Origin of the sequence: Alkanindiges hydrocarboniclasticus, from assembly GCF_001982605.1 — a bacterium.
Classification (GTDB): Bacteria; Pseudomonadota; Gammaproteobacteria; order Pseudomonadales; family Moraxellaceae; genus Alkanindiges; species Alkanindiges hydrocarboniclasticus.
On sequence record NZ_MLCN01000014.1, the window covers coordinates 83,381 to 101,631 of the forward strand.

An 18,251-nucleotide genomic window follows, 5' to 3' on the forward strand; every position below is an offset into this window, starting at 1 on the left:
AGGGTACAACAGCATGCCAGCCCAGCCTGTATTCGCCAGCCCAACTGGTAAAACCAAAAAAGCCGCAGCAATGTCAGGCGTGTTGTTCTCAGCATGGCTAAAAACGGCCATGTTACTTGTGCTGGGGATTAGCTCAGGCGTATATGCTGCACCGCCCACGATTGAGTTGTTCGCAGGGGGAGGTAATCCCTCGACAATGGGCCCTACCACGTCATCTCAGACCAACACGTATCAAGGTAATTTAAATAATCCTACAGATAGTGTGGCAACGACTTATACCCCAACTACTACAGTTACTTATACATTAGCTTCAACTCGAAATTCTTCACGCTACTCATCAGCTAGTGGAGCTTCTACTAATAACCCTGATCTTATGTTTGGGGGAACAGTAACAGGTAGTAGTAATGTTGTAACACAAGCGACGGTATATAGTCCGTTAAACAGCATTGGTGCGCCAACAAATTCAAATTTTGCGGCAACCCTACAAAATGCACCTTCTGGCTGTAGTAATGGTTCAACATGTTCCAGTGGCACAACAGGTGGTATAGATACTGCTTCAAATTATGGCTCAGGCATGTTTGCAGCCACAAAGGGTCTAATTGGCTCGGCTACTAATGGCCGCTATAAAATAGGTTCAATTACCGTAACGTTCAACCGGGCTGTGACTAACCCTATCTTACAGGTTGCGGGTCTGGGTGGTACTACCGGTAATCTGGGCTTGAGTGCTGAATTTGATCTGGTAAGTAACAGTTCACTAAATAACAGCATAGTCATGTCACGTCTGGCGGGTAGTAAAGAATTAACTGTTAATGGAGGCCGGATTAGCAATAATGCTTCAGCAATTAGTGCTACTACGGGTAGTGGTGGTGCCAGTGGCAGTATTTATCTTCAAGGCCGCCGTATTACCACACTTACTTTTGATGTTTATATTCGGGGTGATGGCGGTGATACTAGCTGGGACTCTACAAATAGTGTAGCAGGTGACCGCTTTTTCTTTGGTGTGTCCAGTATTGAAGCGGAAAACGACCTAAGTATTACTAAAACCCAGCGTACAGATACTAGTAGTGGCAGTTTTGTTGGTACTCAGCTTGATGTTGTTCAGGGTTCGCCCGTGCAGTATCGTCTGATACTAGCCAACTCTACATCTATCGCAGTTAGCGGAGCGACTTATAGCGATATTATTCCTGCTGCCATTACCGGAGTAACTGTTGTTAGTACGACGCCAAGCAGCGGCACCACCTGTACGCCTAGCTTAAGCGGCAATACCATTAGTGGTACCTACAATGGCCCAGCAGGCTCTACCTGTACCATTATTATGCAGGGTACAGCATCAACAGTTGGTTTAGTTACTAATACAGCCACTCTGGTTGAAAATTCTACCGATCCTGACCTCAGTAATAATACTAGTAGTGTTAATACCAACATTATTGCAGCAACCAATCTGGCCATTACTAAAACTGGCACAAGCTCGGTAAAAGCCGGGCAACCTGTCAATTACACCATTAAGGTTTGGAACAAAGGCCCAGCGGCTGTTTCTGATGCGGTAATGACCGATGTTGTCCCTAATAATATTTCCGGGGTATATCTAAGATGTACTGCCACGGGCACAGCAACTTGCGGTACACATAACAGCTATGTCAGCGGTAGCAATACACGCACGGCCACCGGCATTAATTTGCCAGTCGATGCAACAGGTAATACCAATTATGTGACCTATACCATTTCGGGTCTGGCCTATCAAACCGGATCTTTTAGCAATACCGCCACGATTAGCTCTGCTGCGGTGCCGGAATCAAACAACTCGGACAATAGTGCGTCACAGGCCACCACGATTACTACCGATGCGCCAGTGACAACAGGTAGCCCAGCCAACCAATGTATGGCCGCGCAAGCCACCAATGTGATTTCACCTTTGGCATTTACTGGCTATTCTGATAATTCCATTACCCAGACTGCCAATTTAACAGTCAATAGTGCAGGTACAGGTTATGGCATTGCCACCAATGGTGCTATTACTGTCAATGGTCGTATTGCCTGGTCTTATGGTATCCCTCGTATTACAGGGGCTACTTTAACGATTTATATCAATGGAACCGCCTATGCAGTAATGACCACGGTTGGTGCCAGTTCAAATGGTGATCAGGCCACATGGACAGCGCTTAATGGTGCCAGTATTACTCCAAGTACCGTGGCTTTGGGTTCTTATGGCAATGTCAATACATCAGTACCTTTTACCTTGACCTTACCCACCAGTGTTACCAGTGTGACTTCAGGCTATGCAGAGTTTAAAAACATCAGCCCGACTGGTTCCAGCACTGTAGCCGGAGATGATATTGGTATTGCCGTTGATTCCATTCTGCAATGTCAAAAACCCATTGTTAAGATTGCCAAGATTTCCAATGGCGGTACAGACACCTTTGGCTTTACCGGCCTAAGTAACCTGAGCAATAGCAGTGGCACGGCAGTGACTACAGACAGTGTCACCACAACCGCTGCGGCTACTGCAAGAACTTCCACCCAGACCAATTACGCTACGGCAAATAATACAGCCGTGGGAATTACTGAAAGTGCAGTTTCTGGCTATAGCCTTACTGCGGCCAGTTGTACTGATGCCAATAGTGCAGTCACTGGTAATACTGGCAGTTTTGGTAATCTGTCCGGCACTACCTTAACCATTCCGGCTGCCAATATAAAATATGGTGCCAACCTGACCTGTACTTTCACCAATACCAAGCAGCGCAATCTAACCTTACGAAAAATCTGGGTGAATGCACGCATTAATGATGCTGCCACTATTACGGCAACTGGTTTAAACAGCTTTGTATCCACCGCCAATACTGCCAGTGAAACTGACACAGCCGCTGCACAAGCGGTTACTGTCGGCAGTACGGTGACTTTGGGCGAAAATATCTCTACTGGTGCGGGCTATTATAATGCCGCGCTGAGTTGTACCCGTAACAGTGATGGTGCCGCTGTGAGTGTAACTGGCACCAACCTGACCATGCCGGACGCAGATGTCACCTGTGGTTATACCAATAGCCGTAAAACAGCTAATTTGACCCTGCAAAAAATCTGGGCAAATGCCAAGATCAATGATGCAGTTACTGTTACGGCAACTGGCCTGACCAGCTTGTCTGCTGTGGCCAACACAGCCAGTGAAACCGATGCAGCCGCAGGCCAAACCGTATATGCCGGTGACAGCATTACGCTGGGCGAAAGCTTTACTGTAGGTAGTGCCAGTAATTACAACGGTAGCCTGGCTTGTAGCGGCAATGCCACGGCGCTAAGTGGTAACGTATTAACCGTAAACACAGCAGATAACGCCATTACCTGTAGCTATACCAATAGCCGGATTGCCCAGCAGTTAAGCCTGTCCAAGCTATGGCAAAATGCCGTCAGTGGCCATACCGCAACGGCAACCACCACGGGCGGCAGCAATAATCCTACCTTTAGCTCCACCTCAACTGGAAACAACACCACAGCGGGTAGCGCAGTCACGGTGTACGCTGGCGATGTTGTCACCCTGCCAGTAGAAACACTGGGCGGCGGTGCCAGTACCGCACAGTACAACAGCACACTGGCCTGTAGTGGTGGCACAGCCTTGGCCAGTGGTGCAGTGGCACGCAGTATTACCATTAGCAACAGCACCACAGCAACCGTGTGTACCTACACCAATGCACGCAAGTCTGCCACATTAACACTGGCCAAAATTTGGTCTGCTGGTAGCATTGCAGGCAATACTGCCACGGTGAGCAGCAGTGGTTTTGGCAACAATGCAAGCTCTGGAACTTCCACTGCAACCGCAGCAGGCAATACCACCACAGGCACTAGCGTTGCCGTGTATGCCGGTGAAAGCGGAACCATTAGCGAAACTTTTGGTACAGGCACGGCCAGCAATTACACTGCAACCTTGGCTTGTAGCGGTAACAGCACCGCGCTAAGTGGTAATACCCTAACAATTAATCCAGCTGATACTGCCATTAACTGTAGCTACACCAATACAGTTATTGGGGCAGACCTTGCCATTGATAAAACTGGTACTAGCGGTGTGACGCAGGGCAATACGGTCAGCTATAGCATCAAGGTATGGAACAAAGGCCCAGCCACAGCCAGCAGCAGTACCTTTACTGATACTGTACCTACCGCCCTGACCAATGTCAGCTGGAGCTGTAGTGCCAGTGGCAGTGCCGTTTGTGGCACAGCCAGCGGCAGTGGTAATGCCATTAGTGTCACCACAGGGGCATTACCGGTCAATGCCAGTAGCACCGCACCGACCACAGGCAGCTACCTGACATTTACCGTAACAGGCACAGCCGGTACGGCAGGTAACATTAGCAACACAGCCAGCATTGCCGTGACTTCAGGCACTGATCCGGTAAGCAGTAATAACAGCAGCAGTGCCAGCACCTCAATTAGTGCCCCGGCTGCGATTATTGCCGACACCCCGCAAAAAGAAGCCCGTTTTGTGATTAGCCCTAACCTGCCGACTATTTATCGTGGGCAGGCGGGTACCCAGTTGGTTACCATTAGCAACCAGGGTCCGGATAATGCCACGGGTACCGTAGCAACCTTCAAGCTGCGTACCCAGACCGGCATTACGGTGACCAGTGTTAAAGTTGCAGGTGGGGCAAATTGTAGCCTGTCTTCGGGTGAGTGGTCATGTCCGGTGGGCAGTGTGGCCAATGGCGGCAGCTTCCAGCTAGAAGTAGGCTATGACACCACTACTTCTGCGGCGCTGGGAACGGCCATTCAGGCAGATATCCGGGTTAGCAGTAATGAATTTAACCCTGGTAGCGGGGTGGGTGAAACCCTGTACAAAGTCTGGGGAAGCAACACAACCAATGAAATCCGCCCCAATGGCGCATTTTGGGCAGGCTTTAAAGGCCCGCAGGGAGCCACCCCGGCCAGCGGCTACGATGATGAAACCACTGCCATTATTAATGCATGGCCATTGACGCAGGCTAGCCCAACCGGAAGCTATCTGGTGAGTGCTGTCTCGGGAGCCAACAACAATATTTATGCTGCTTCCAGTACCAATGCCAGTCCCATGATCAACCGTATCATTACCAGCATGAGCACTGATCCAGCCCGTAGTGTGACCTTGCCATCATTGGATTCTACCAGCGCTGGTGATAACCGCCGTGCCTGGGAATTCAGGACAGGAGTGTTTGTACCACAGGCTACCAATGTAACCCTATGTATTGGCAATACCTCGGTTGGCATTGATGATGGTGCTTATATCATGCTCGATGGTACGAGCATCGGGACACAGGACAGCTATGCCCCGGGCGGTTATGTATCGGCCACTGTGGCATTTACAGCGGGTTACCATAGCCTGAATTACCGGATTCTCAACCAGAACACCTATGGCGGTTCTTCTGAGGTGGCTCAGGGTCTGTACGGTGCCATTGGTATTTTGTACAACGGCACCTGTAACGTCGCGGGCTACGATGCCTGGGTGAATACTCAGATTCCAGCCAGCATCAACATTGTGGAAAAACAGGTCGTCAGCATTACCGGTCAGGTGTTTGAAGACAACAGTGGCAGCACGGCAGTGAGCAGCAATGCCTACAATGGTGTCAAAAATACCGGTGAAGCAGGCATTGCCGGCAGTTCAGTGAGCATTACCAACTGTAATAGCAGCAGCATTGCCACCACGACCACGGATGCCAATGGGGATTACAGCTTTAGCCTGTCACCAACGGATTTGCCAGCGGGTAATTTCTGTATTGCGCAAACCAACCTGACGGGCTATTCCTCAGTCAGCGGCACGACGGGTTATAGCCGCGCCACCGATAGAATTGTCATTAGCAATACGGCTGCAACCAGTTACGGCAATCACAATTTTGGTGATGCCCGCTTAACTGCATTGCTGAGTGAAGATGGACAGCAAACCATTAATGCTGGTGGTGTGGCGGATTATCCGCATCGTCTGACCGCACAAAGTGTGCTGACCATCAGTAGTTTAAACCAGACCACCTCACAGCAACCGGCCAACAGCAGCGACCAGAGCTGGCAAGCGGTGGTGTACCGCGACAGCAACTGTAATGGCAAGGTCGATAGTGGCGAAAGCCTGTTTAGTCAAAGCCTGCCGTTAAGCCTGAAAAATGCGGAAGAGGTGTGTCTGGTGCAGCGGGTGTATGCCCCGGCAACGGCCAGCATGGGCGCGCAGCATATTGGCCAATTGCAGGCCAGCTTTAGCGTGACTCTGGCAGATAACAGCCAGATTACCGGCAGCAGTCTACAGCGACAGGACACCACGCTATTGGGCAGTGCTGGTTTAACGATGCAAAAAGGTGTGCGCAGTGTGGCCAGTTGTCCATCCACCGCAGCGGATACCAGTGGCTTTAGTGTGCAGAATCAGGTGCAAAGTGGCGGTTATCTGGAGTATGAAATTACCTACCGCAATAACACCACCAAAAACCTGGTTGATGTCAGCTTAAAGGACAGTGTTCCGACCGGAACTGTTTATAAGTCAGTGTCATGTTTATCCAGTCCATCGGGTAGCTGTAATGCCAATCATAACAATGGTGCATTACTCTGGCAGACTGGCGGAACATTACTGCCTAACCAGCAGGGCAAGGTTCGCTTTTGTGTGCAGGTGCCTTAATGGGCACCTGTATGCAGCTCAATAACTACAGCTCTACATCTTTAGTCTAAAGGGTCTTGAAAATTTACCAAAAGAACCGGCGGTTTTGCCCCAATTTGGGGCTTTCCCTACCAGTGGGTAATTAAAACATGCCGTCCATCTGTATATTATTTGTGTAGTTAAGTAACAGTGGAAATTTTTTTGTTAAAAAGCTATATTTGTTCGTAATATTGTGACGTGTGCAACATTTTGTTGCACATTGACGATCTTTTTATCAATAAAGTGCTAGGTTCCTGAGGTAACAAGAGTTTTCGTTATCGTGATGCTTAGCCTTGGGAGTAATTATGCGTGCATTGAGTTACATTGCAACAACAATGGCAGCAATCGCATTCATGTCTGGCATTGCACAGGCAGAAGCACCAGCCGCCAAGCCACCGGTTTCTATTGAGTTGTCTGCTTACCAGATGACCATCAACCAGAAAGGCGAAACATCTGCCAAGCCGGTTAAGCAAGCCAAGCCAAATGACATTATTGAGTACCGGGCAACCTATACCAACAATACGGCAAAAACCATTAAAGGTCTGGTTGCGACCTTGCCTATCCCTGCGGATACCCAGTTTTTAGCAAAATCTTCACCTGCGCAGGCTCAAGCCAGCACTGACGGGGTGAATTTTGCAGCGATGCCATTAAAACGCAAAACCGGCTCGCAAACCGTAAATGTACCATTGCAAGAGTATCGTGCATTACGCTGGACCATTGCTGAACTTCCTGCTGGAAAATCCATCACTGTGACAGCTCAAACTCGCGTCAATAGCACTATTCGTGCCGTTGGCCAGTAATTTACCCGTCTAACAAACAACTAGGGGCAACAAGATGTCAAAGCACATCACACTACCGCGCTTAAATCAACTGGCTGCGTCCATTGCAGTCGTTGTCGGGGGTCTGGCGCTTGTACCTGCAGCACACGCTGCAGCACCAGCAGCAGGAACCAACATTAGTAACATTGCCAGTGCATCGTATACCGATGGTGCTGGTCGTAGCCAGACTGTAACGTCCAACGAAGTCAAGACGACTGTTATTCAGGTCGCCAGCTTTACACTGGAAGCGGACCGTTCTACCACGGCTAACCCGAATGGCCAGGTATCACTGGTTCATACCCTGACCAACACGGGTAATGGTTCTGACACCTTCACCATTAACACCGCAAACGTTAATGCTGGCGATGATTTCGACTTTGCCAGCATTAAAGTTTATGCTGACAAAAACGGTGATGGTGTTCCTGATAACACCAATAACCTGAGCGGCCAAACGGTTGCCCTGAATGCAGGTGAGTCAATTAATCTGGTTGTGGTCACCACCACGCCTTCAACTGCAACTGCCCTGCAACAAGGCCAGTTGACTATTAGCGCAACCACCAGCGTTAGTGGTACAGCAGCAGCTGACCAGACCAAAACCAACACTGATACGGTTAACGTCACCAGTAATGCAACGATTGTGCTGACCAAGTCTGCCAGCGTTTCTGCCGTACAGGTTGGTGACACGGTTGAATATACCTTAACGTATAAAAACACCGGTAACACCACAGCAACTGACGTTATCGTTACTGATGTGATTCCAGCAAACCTGACCTATACTGGTAGCAGTGCCGTATGGAGTGGTTCAGCAACGGGTCTGACCGATGCCAGCGCCACTGATGACAACTATGATTTTGGTGTTACTCAGGCTGGCCGCTTAACCTTCAAGATTGCCAGTGTTGCGCCAAACACCACCGGTACTCTGAAGTTCAAGGCAACAGTTGATACCACTGCACCAGCAGGCGACATCATTAACGTGGCAAATGCCAGCTATGATCCAGATGGCAACCCAGTCACCAATGATACAGAAACCACGCCGTCCAACCCGAGCAAGGTAACTGTAGCAGCCACTTATCTGGGTGCAATCAACGATTCGTCAACCGACAACTATAACGATGCTGGCCGTACCGGTACCTTGACTGATACACAGTCACTGACCATTGCACAGGGCCAGACTGCAACGTTCAATACTTATGTATGGAACCGTGGTAACAGCACTGAAAGCTATAACCTGACTGCGATTACTGCTGGCTTGCCAGCGGGTACGATTGTTCAGTTCTTCAAGGCTGACGGTGTAACCCCGTTAACAGACACCAATAGCGACACCACGGTTGATTCTGGTCCTCTGGCACCAGCTACCAGCCAACTGGTTGTGGTTAAAGTAACTGGTCCAAGTACTTACAGTGGCAATGGCAGCGTAACCGTAACTGCAGATCCGGTAAACAACACCGCAATTGCTGCAAACGATACCACCCTTTTAAATGTGACTGTAACGGCTTCTACCGTTGACCTGACCAAAAACGGCAGCACTCAGGCTGTTGATGGTGATGGCCCGTATGATTCCAACACCATTGTACAAACTGCAACTATAGAAGCGGGTCAGCCTGCTACCCTGCAACTGGCTATTACCAACGACGGTACCAGCCCGGACAACTTCAACCTGTCTGTTGATCCTGCCACCCTGCCATCAGGCTGGACAGTGACTTTCTATGAAGCTGATGACACCACTGGTGCATGCTCTAATACCGTGATTACCAATACCGGTACAATTGCTGCTGGTGCAACCAACAAGATCTGTGCGGTTGTTACCCCGCCAGCCAATGCGCTGCCAGGTAATACCGATCTGGTGTTTGTGGTGAATTCTCCAGCGACCGGCCTAAGCGATAGCTTGAAAGACCGCGTAATTGTTGACGAAAACCGCAGCTTTGTATTTACCCCAGACCGTAATGGTCAGGTAGCGCCAGGCGGTACTGTGGTTTATACCCATACCCTGAAAAACACTGGTAACGTGACTGAAGGTGATGCTGCTGGTGAATTACCAGTTGCGGTAAACAATACACTGGCAGGCACTAACACCACCTTGTTCATCGACCTGAACAATGACGGTATTGCACAGTCCAATGAGCAAATCGTTGGTGGTGATATTCATAGCGTATTGCCAGCCGGTTTGATCCCAGGCCAAACCATCACCCTGTTGGCTAAGGTTGAATCTCCTGCCAGCGCAACTGATGGTCAGCAAGACGTTGCTGTGATTACTGTTACCCCAACAGGTGCCATTAATGGCGAAGCTGCACCGACTGCCCTGAAAGTAACTGACACCACCACCGTAAACGATGGTCAGGCCCGTCTGTTAAAAGAGCAGGCGCGTGATGCTGACTGTGACGGTACAGAAGATGCGTCTTATACCACCAGCACCATCAATGCCAAGCCGGGTGAGTGTGTGATTTATCGCATCACTGCAACCAACGACGGTAGTGTTGGCGTAACCAATCTGGTCATCAATGACTCGGTACCGGTTTACACCACACTGGCAGCTAACCCTGCACCAACCAATGACGCAACCATCGGTACCATTGGTGGCGCAACCACAGCGGGTTCTACAGGCAACGTCAGCAACAGTGTTGGTTCACTGGCACCTGCTGCATCTGCGCGTCTGAAGTTTGCTGTACAGGTTAACAAGTAATTGATTTTTATTGATTACTTGAAGTAATTGTGATTGCAGGCATCATTAAAAAATGGTGCCTGCAATTCTGTCTGGCGACTTAAAAAGGTATATTGCTGTGTTGCGACATACGAAAAATAACGCATACCAAGCGACATTCTTGCTGTCTACTCTCACGGCTTCGGTTTTAATGGCGCAGCAGGGTTATGCTGTCACGCCTGTTATTCCGGCGGCTGGCGTAGGAATCAAGAATACAGCATATGCTACTTATATTTCTCCCGAAGGGACTTCGGTTCAAACCCAGTCCAATACTGTGCAGGTTGATGTTGCTGCACTGTTTGCCATTTCACTAAGCCAGCCGCCTGTTCAGGAAATAGAGGCCGGTGCCCGTGTGGTATGGCTCAACACCCTAACCAATACCAGCAACACCCAAGCCAGCATCAATATTGAAAAACTGGCAGCCAATGGCTTAAGCAATATCAAGATTTATGTTGATAAAAACAAGAATGGCGAATTTGACGCCAGTGATGAAGTCCTTAGCGGTTCCATTGTACTTGACCGTCTGCAATCCATTAATCTGTGGGTGGTTGCTACGGCATCGGCCAGCTTACAGGACAAACAGCAATTAAAGCTGCCTATTAAGGCCGTGGTGGTTGAAGACAGCAATGTCACTGCAACTGCAACAGACAGTCTGGTGGCGTATGTGCCGGAACTGTATGCCAGCAAAAGCGTTGATCAGGAAACCTTTAGCCCCGGCAGTGGCAAAAGCTATGACCTGAACTATACCCTGACGCTGGAAAACAAAGGCTCACAGGCCATTCGCCCTACCCGGGTTTTTGTTGACGGGCAGGCACAGGACCTGGTGATGCTGATTGATTCACTGCCAGCCAATACCATTTATAAAACTGCCCAAAGCAGCAATCCCAAAGCGCTGATTTTATTTAAAACTGGTGATAATACTTATACACGCCAGCAGCCGGCTGACCTAAACAGCATTAATGATGTGATTGTGGTGTACCCGGCAATTGAAGCGCACAGCGTTGAGCGGGTACAGCTTAGCGTGACCATGAACACCAACATTGCCAGCACCACCTTAAACAACCAGTTTCAGGTTAAATACCAGCTGGCCAGCGGTGAAAAAACCACCCTGTCCAACATTGCCAAAACGGTAGTGTCCGGCAAGTCTGCAATTACCAACAATACTGGCAACTACAACCGTATTCTGGCGACGGGCAGCCTGAACAAACCCTTGTATATTTCTGCTGACAGTGCGGTGTGCAATGCCAGCCGTACCGTAAGTGATCAGGTTAAAATCCGTATCAAATCCACAATCACTGGTGATGTGGTTGAAGTGGTTGGGGTAGAAACCGCGCCAAATAGTGGCCTGTTTCACTACCAGCTGGCTACGGTTGAAAGCACCACGGCCAATCCGAATGACCAGATTCTGCAAACAGTCAAGCGGGACAAGGTGCTGGTTAGTCTGGTGAACTGTCTGGATGCTAGCGGTAACGCAACGGCTAGCATTGATGACGTCAATACCAGTGTATTGATTGACCCTTATGGCATTGTATTTGACGCCAAAACTGGCAAGCCAGTGGTGGGTGCCAAGGTGACGCTAATGGATGCCAGTGGCAATCCGGTTGGCAATAATGTGGCCTTTAATGTCAATGCGCAAACTGGCGAACTCATTCCAATTCCAGCTACCCAGCTGACCAATGAACTGGGCGAATTTGTTTACCCGCAGGTGATTGCCGGCACTTATAGCCTGCAAGTAGACACTTCAACCATTCCCGGTTCAACCAAATATACCTTTGTTAGCGACAAAGCCGTTTATCCGAGTTTTTCCAGCGACAAGGCCATACATCCGCAGTGGTCGTATGGCGGCAACTTTGCCCTGAATAATGGCGATCCAGCGCTTAATATTGACATTCCGGTTGATCCGGTACTGTCCAGCCCAACCTCACCGCTGTTTGTGAAAAAAGTTGCCACGCACACCACCGCAGAACTGGGTGACTTTGAAGAATATACCGTGACCGTGGCCAACCGTGGTGAAACGGTAGCGCAGGAGGTATCCATTAAGGATACCCTGCCACGCGGCTTTATTTATGTGGCAGGTACGGCACGGGTAAACGGGGTTAAAGTTAACGATCCGCTAGGTGGCAAAGGCCCGTATTTGACGCTGGGTCTGGGTAATCTGGATGCCAATAAAGAAGTTAAAATCCAGTACCGCGTGCAGATTGGCCCCAATGCCTTGAATGGCGATGGCATTAACCGCGTGCGCGCCCGTGATGCCAGCGGCGTGGAGTCCAACGAAGCCTCGGCCAAGATTGAAGTCACCCCCGGCGTGCTGATGTCAGATGCCTTTATTGTCGGCAAGGTCTTTATGGACTGTAACCGTAATGGCATGCAGGATGCGGGCGAGCGTGGTGTTCCCGGCATTCGCCTGTTTATGGAAGATGGCAGCTATGTCGTCACCGACCGTGAAGGCAAGTATGACTTTTACGGGGTAAGTGCCAAAACCCACGTACTCAAGCTGGATCGCAGTACCCTGCCGGGTAATGCTGAAATGGTATTGCTGGGCAACCGCAATGCCGGTGATGCCGGAAGCCGTTTTGTTGACCTGAAGCGTGGCGAGTTGCATCGTGCCGATTTTGCCATTGCCGATGGTGCAGGCACCTGTACCCAGCCGCTGGTTGAACAGGTTGACAAGCGCAAGGAAAAAATTGAACAACAAAACCTCAATCTGGAACAGGTACTGCGTGCCGACCTGTCATTAGACCCGCTGCGTTATAGCGTGGGCGATGTGCGCAGCCAGCCGGCCAGTGGCTGTATCAGTGCGCAGGGCGTCACTGCCAACTGTAATATTGAACTGTCCAAAGACCAGATTAAAGAATTGCGTGCCGTACAGATTGAACCAGTCAAGGCACCGGTGTTGCTGGACATGGAGCAGGCACTGGCTGAAGCCAACAGCAACCAGCTGGCCATTTTAAACTTAAACGACGGCCAGACCCTGCCATATGCGCAAACCACCATTCAGGTGAAAGGCGTGGCGGGTGCAGTTATTGAACTGTGGGTCAATGGCCAGCAAATTGATGACAAGCGCATTGGCAAAAAAGCCATTCTGCCGGATTTCCAGATTGCCGGTTTTGACTATATCGGCGTGGACCTTAAGCCGGGCAAAAACCAGATTGAAGTGCGCCAGCTCGATAGCATGGGCAACCTGCGGGAACAGCAAAAGATTCAGGTGATTGCACCGGATCAAATGAGCAAGCTGGCCTTGAGCGCGCCCAAGCAGGAAGCGCAGGCCAACGGTTCTGATGTGTTCAGTGCCGTGCTGAAAATTGTCGATCACCATGGCACCATGGTGGCCAGCCGCACGCCGATTACGCTGCAAAGCACCATTGGCCATATTGGGCTTAAAGACCTTGATGCCACCCAGTCCGGCATTCAGGTGTTTGTGGAAGGCGGAACGCTGCTGGTGCCGATTACTGCACCCAGTGAAGCTGGCGAAGGCACCCTGAATGTCACCAGTGGCATTTACAATGCCAACCTGCCAGTGCGCTTTTTGCCTGCGCTGCGTCCCATGATTGCAGTCGGTATTGTTGAAGGGGCAATTTCCTTCCAGAAATTTGATCCCAAGCAGTTAAGTCAGGTTAACCGTAACGATGGCTTTGAAGAAGAGCTGAATGATCTGGCCTCCAGCAATGGCGGTAAAACCAACGCGACTGGCCGCGCGGCTTTATTTTTAAAGGGCAAGGTTAAGGGCGAGTACCTGCTGACGCTGGCCTATGATTCCGACAAGGACAAAAACCAGCGCCTGTTCCGCGATATCCGTCCCGATGAATATTATCCGGTGTATGGCGATGCGGCGGCCAAGGGATTTGATGCGCAGTCCACCAGCAAGCTATATGTGCGGGTTGACAAGGGCCGCTCTTACGCCATGTATGGTGATTATGTCACCCGTACCGACAACGATGAAGGCTTGTCCTTAGGCCAGTACAACCGTTCATTAACTGGCGCGCGCACTAATATTGAAACCGATCGCGCCAAAATCACCGGCTTTGTGGCACAAACCAATGCCACCCAGATTGTTAATGAACAGCGTGGCTTGGGCATTACCGGTCCTTATTCACTGGGTCAGGTCAGCAGTGATGATGTGCTGCGCAACAGTGAAAAAGTGGAAGTGATTGTACGTGACCGGAATAATCCGGGCCTGATCATCTCCCAGCGCACACTGGCACGCTTTACCGACTACGAAGTTGACACCTTTAGCAACAGTATTTATTTAAAAGAAGCCGTATCCAGTGTGGATAGCGACTTAAACCCGATTTACCTGCGCATCACTGTTGAAGCCGATCAGGGCGGTGAAGAATATACCGTGGGTGGCGTGTCCGGCTCGGTGAAGCTTGGTAATAATGTACAAGTGGGTGGTTCTTACGTTAAAAGTGATGACCCACTGACTGACGAACAACTGGCCAGTGTCAATACGGTGATCAAGCTGAGCGAGCGTGCCAAGCTGGTGGCTGAAGTGGCACGCAGTGAAAATACCATTGATCCGGCCAACAGTTTATCAAACATTAATGCCAGCACGGCAGCAACCGGTGAGCAGTCGGGTAATGCAGGCCGGATTGAGCTGAATTACAGCATTAATAATATTGAATTGCGGGCTTATCATAATCAGGCAGATCGTGGTTTTTATAATACCGCTTCACCGATTACAGCGGGCCGTAAGGAAAGTGGTATCAAGGCGCAGGCCCGGGTGGAAAAACTGGGCCTAACCCGTTTTGAAGCCATTCGGACCGAAGATGAAGCCAATCAGGGTGTGCGTCAGGGCATTTCCGCCAGTGTGGAACGTGCCTTAAACCGCCTGATGTCACTGGAACTGGGTGTGCGTTACTACGAAGAAACCGTGAGCGCCGCCAGTGCCAGTACCGTGCAGGTGACTCCGTATGACGGCACTACAGTACGCGCCAAGCTGAACAGTGCGCTACCGTGGGAAGGCTCCAATGCCTTTATTGAATACGAGCAGGACATCAGCAATGCGGATCGCCGGATTTTTGCCTTGGGTGGCAATTACCAGATTAGTCCAAAAGCCCGCTTGTATGCACGTCAGGAAATTATTTCCAGCATCAATGGCCTGTATGAACTGAACGACACCCAGCGCCGCAACACCACTGTGGTAGGGATTGACAGCAATTACAGTCAGGATGGTTCGGTATTTAGTGAATACCGGGTACGCGATGGCATTAGCGCGCGCGAAGCCGAAGCCGCCATTGGAACACGTAACCGCTGGCAAGTGGCCAAGGGCATTTATGCCAATACCAGTTTAGAAAAAGTCAAATCCATTGCCGGTACTGACAACCAGTCACTGGACAGCACGGCAGCCTCGGTTGGCGTGGAATACCTGACCAACCCGGACTGGAAAGGCGTAGCGCGCTTAGAGATGCGCTGGGCAGATCAGTCGGATACCTTGCTCAATACACTGGGTCTGGCTTACAAGCTGACCGATGATGTCACCCTGCTGACCAAAAACGTGTTTAGTCAGATTGACAACAAGGGCGATACCACGGGTGACCGCGTGATTGACCGCTTCCAGATTGGTGCGGCCTACCGTGACTTTGACCAGAACCGCTTTGATGCGCTGACCAAGCTGGAATACCGTTATGAAAATGACGAAACCAACCTGTACAGCCCATACCTGCGCAACGTGTATATTTTGTCCAACCATGCCAACTTCCATCCTAATCGCAAAACCACGCTGTCCGCCCAGTATGCAGTCAAGTATGTCAAGGCAGACTTTGAAGGCATCAAGTCTACGGGTGCCACCCAGTTGCTGAGTGGCCGTGCCATGTATGACATCAGCGAACGCTGGGATGCTGGTATCAATGCCGGCCTGCTGTGGAGCGATGCCAGCGAGGGTCGTCGCCTGTTGCTGGGTGGTGAAGTCGGTTACCTGTTGGCCGCCAATTTGTGGCTGTCTGCCGGTTATAACTTCTCCGGTTACAAGGACAAGGATCTGGCAGATAGCAGCACCACCATTCAGGGGCCTTATTTACGGTTCCGCTTCAAGTTTGATGAAGACCTGCTGAACTTTGACCACAGCAGTGTCAATAAATCGCAGGAGCCAGACGATGCAGGCCACTAAGTTGAAAGTTCTACTAACGGCCTGTATGACCAGCGGTTTGGCATTGGCCATGCCTGCCATGAGCCAGCCGATAGCAAATCCGTCTGTTGCCCAGACAGGGCAAAACAGTGTCGCTAAAAGCAGTATCACTCAAAAGCAAGTGGCTCAAGATGGTATGGCAGTGCTGCAACAGCGGGTTGAGCCATTTTTGCAAAGTAGTGATGCGCTAACCCAATACCATGCGCAAAAAGCACAAATGTGGCTGACCTATGCGGCTAACCAGCACAGTGAAGGCAGCTTAACGGCGGCTGAACAGCAGGCACAGGCGCAAGCATTACAACTCATTGAACAGTTGGAACAACAGCAGCCTGTTTCTACTACCACGCCAGTGATTCAGGCATCCAAAGTCATGCGTCGTGATTTATGGGTCAATGCCGAATTGCTCAAGCAGCAAGCAGGGTTTGACTGCGCTCCCACCGAAATCGCACAGGCTGAAGTGATGCTGGTGTGGGCCGCTGCCGAGCATTGTGAGCTGGGCTGGCGGCATTCGCGTGAGCTGTTTGCAGCGGCCGAACGCCTGATTGACAAAGCGAATTATCAGGTGGCCAATTGTCATGCTACAGCGCAATCACTGGCTGCCCAGCCTTTACCAGTATGGAACAAGGCCAGCTATCCCAGCCTTGAGCAGTTAAATGGCACAGAAAAAGGCTGTCATGGGGTGATTGGCCCATGGCCGTTGATTGCACCAGCGTTGGTGGCTCAACCGGAAGCTCCGGTTATAGTCGCTACCCCAGATGCGCCAGCGGCTGAGCCAACAGCGCAGGAAGTTTTACCCAATGTGGTACATTTTGCACTGGATCGTGCCACGCTATCGCCAGCCTCACAACAGGTGCTGGGCGATATTGCCACTGTGCTGGGCAAAAACAGCAATTATTCACTGACTCTTTATGGCTATACCGATGCCCGTGGCAGCACTGCCTATAATCAGGACCTAAGCCAGCGCCGCGCAAGCACAGTTGAAAACTTTTTAATTCAGCAGGGCGTTGCTGCCAGCCGTATGGCCAGTGTTGCTGCTGGTGAGCAACAGTTGATTACCGACCCTGTTGCAATCAAGGGCTATGCCTTAAGCCGCCGGGTTGCACTGGTTTATGCCAGCCCGGATGGCCAGGAAATCAAGACCACCGGCCAAACCAGCGACTTACAGCTTGAGCGGTAGTGCTGGCTGCTGGCTATAGGCCTTTGAGATAGGTTTTGTTAGAGAGGATTGCTCAAGATAGAGTGGTTTGGTCGTCTAGGGATTGATCGCATTATCATCAGTAATAACATCAGGCACGTTTTTTGTTGTTTTGCCAAGTGCCTGAATTTTTAATTTTAGAATCTTCTTTTACTATGTTACTGGCATGATTATCGTTGGCATGGTCATTACTGGCACGCCTTGGCTTGCTGAATTACCTGCAATGCCGCCAGTTGCTGGTTGAGCGCAGCCGCAGCTTGTGGTGTTGCTGTAGAGGTGGTGGCAGCCAGTGAACTGGCCTGCTGTGCCATTTCTCCTGCCTGCTGAAGGGCCTTAACATCCACACCAGCCAATGCGCCTACCGAGGCAAACAGTCCACCGGCCTTGCCCAGCATGCCTGCGGTTTTGCTCACCTGATTTTCCTGTGGGGCTGCCTGTAACTGCTGTGCCAGTGTTCCTGCCATAACCTGTAAGCTGGCACAATCCAGTGCGGCATAGCTTTGCATCAGCTGGGAATGATCTGCAGCCAGTTGTGCCGGGGCAGGCGTTGCTACCGGAACATTGGCGCTGTTTCCACGCACAGTATTAACCGCCTGATTGACCTTGCTTAGGGTATCCAGCAGTCCGGCATGTGCTGTGGTTGTGCCTGCTATCATAACAATTAGGGCAGCCAAAAAAGACTTGTTCATTGTGTTCATCCTGAACGGTTGGGTTGAGTTAAATGGTACGGCGCTGCCAGAAAATTCCTATCACCCAAACAGGGGGGTGGACGGTTTTTTTCGGGCTTG

General features: G+C 50.5%; 6 protein-coding genes. 5 read left to right on the plus strand and 1 reads right to left on the minus strand.

Annotated elements, in window-relative coordinates:
- Positions 1-13 precede the first annotated feature (13 nt).
- The 5 genes from BKE30_RS06410 (at position 14) to BKE30_RS06430 (ending at position 17,445) form a co-directional block, all read left to right on the plus strand.
- Positions 14-6,610, plus strand: coding sequence for a prealbumin-like fold domain-containing protein (locus BKE30_RS06410; RefSeq protein WP_158073166.1), 6,597 nt, complete (start codon positions 14-16; stop codon positions 6,608-6,610).
- 353 nt (positions 6,611-6,963) lie between these two features.
- Complete coding sequence (locus BKE30_RS06415) at positions 6,964-7,428, plus strand: hypothetical protein (protein ID WP_227518363.1); 465 nt, start codon at positions 6,964-6,966, stop codon at positions 7,426-7,428.
- Between the two features lie 34 nt (positions 7,429-7,462).
- On the plus strand, positions 7,463-10,126 hold the full coding sequence (locus tag BKE30_RS06420; RefSeq protein ID WP_076877772.1) for a beta strand repeat-containing protein: 2,664 nt from the start codon (positions 7,463-7,465) through the stop codon (positions 10,124-10,126).
- A gap of 97 nt (positions 10,127-10,223) precedes the next feature.
- Positions 10,224-16,250 carry an SdrD B-like domain-containing protein gene (locus BKE30_RS06425; RefSeq protein ID WP_076877819.1) on the plus strand — a complete coding sequence of 2,009 codons (6,027 nt, stop codon included), beginning with the start codon at positions 10,224-10,226 and terminating at the stop codon, positions 16,248-16,250.
- Positions 16,237-17,445: an OmpA family protein gene (locus BKE30_RS06430; RefSeq protein ID WP_076877773.1), complete on the plus strand. Its 1,209-nt coding sequence runs from the start codon at positions 16,237-16,239 to the stop codon at positions 17,443-17,445. The genes BKE30_RS06425 and BKE30_RS06430 overlap by 14 nt, the downstream gene beginning before the upstream one ends.
- Before the next feature lie 206 nt (positions 17,446-17,651).
- Here BKE30_RS06430 and BKE30_RS06435 read toward each other — a convergent pair whose 3' ends face one another.
- A complete protein-coding gene (locus BKE30_RS06435) occupies positions 17,652-18,152 on the minus strand; it encodes a hypothetical protein (protein WP_076877774.1) in 501 nt (166 codons plus the stop codon).
- Positions 18,153-18,251 lie beyond the last annotated feature (99 nt).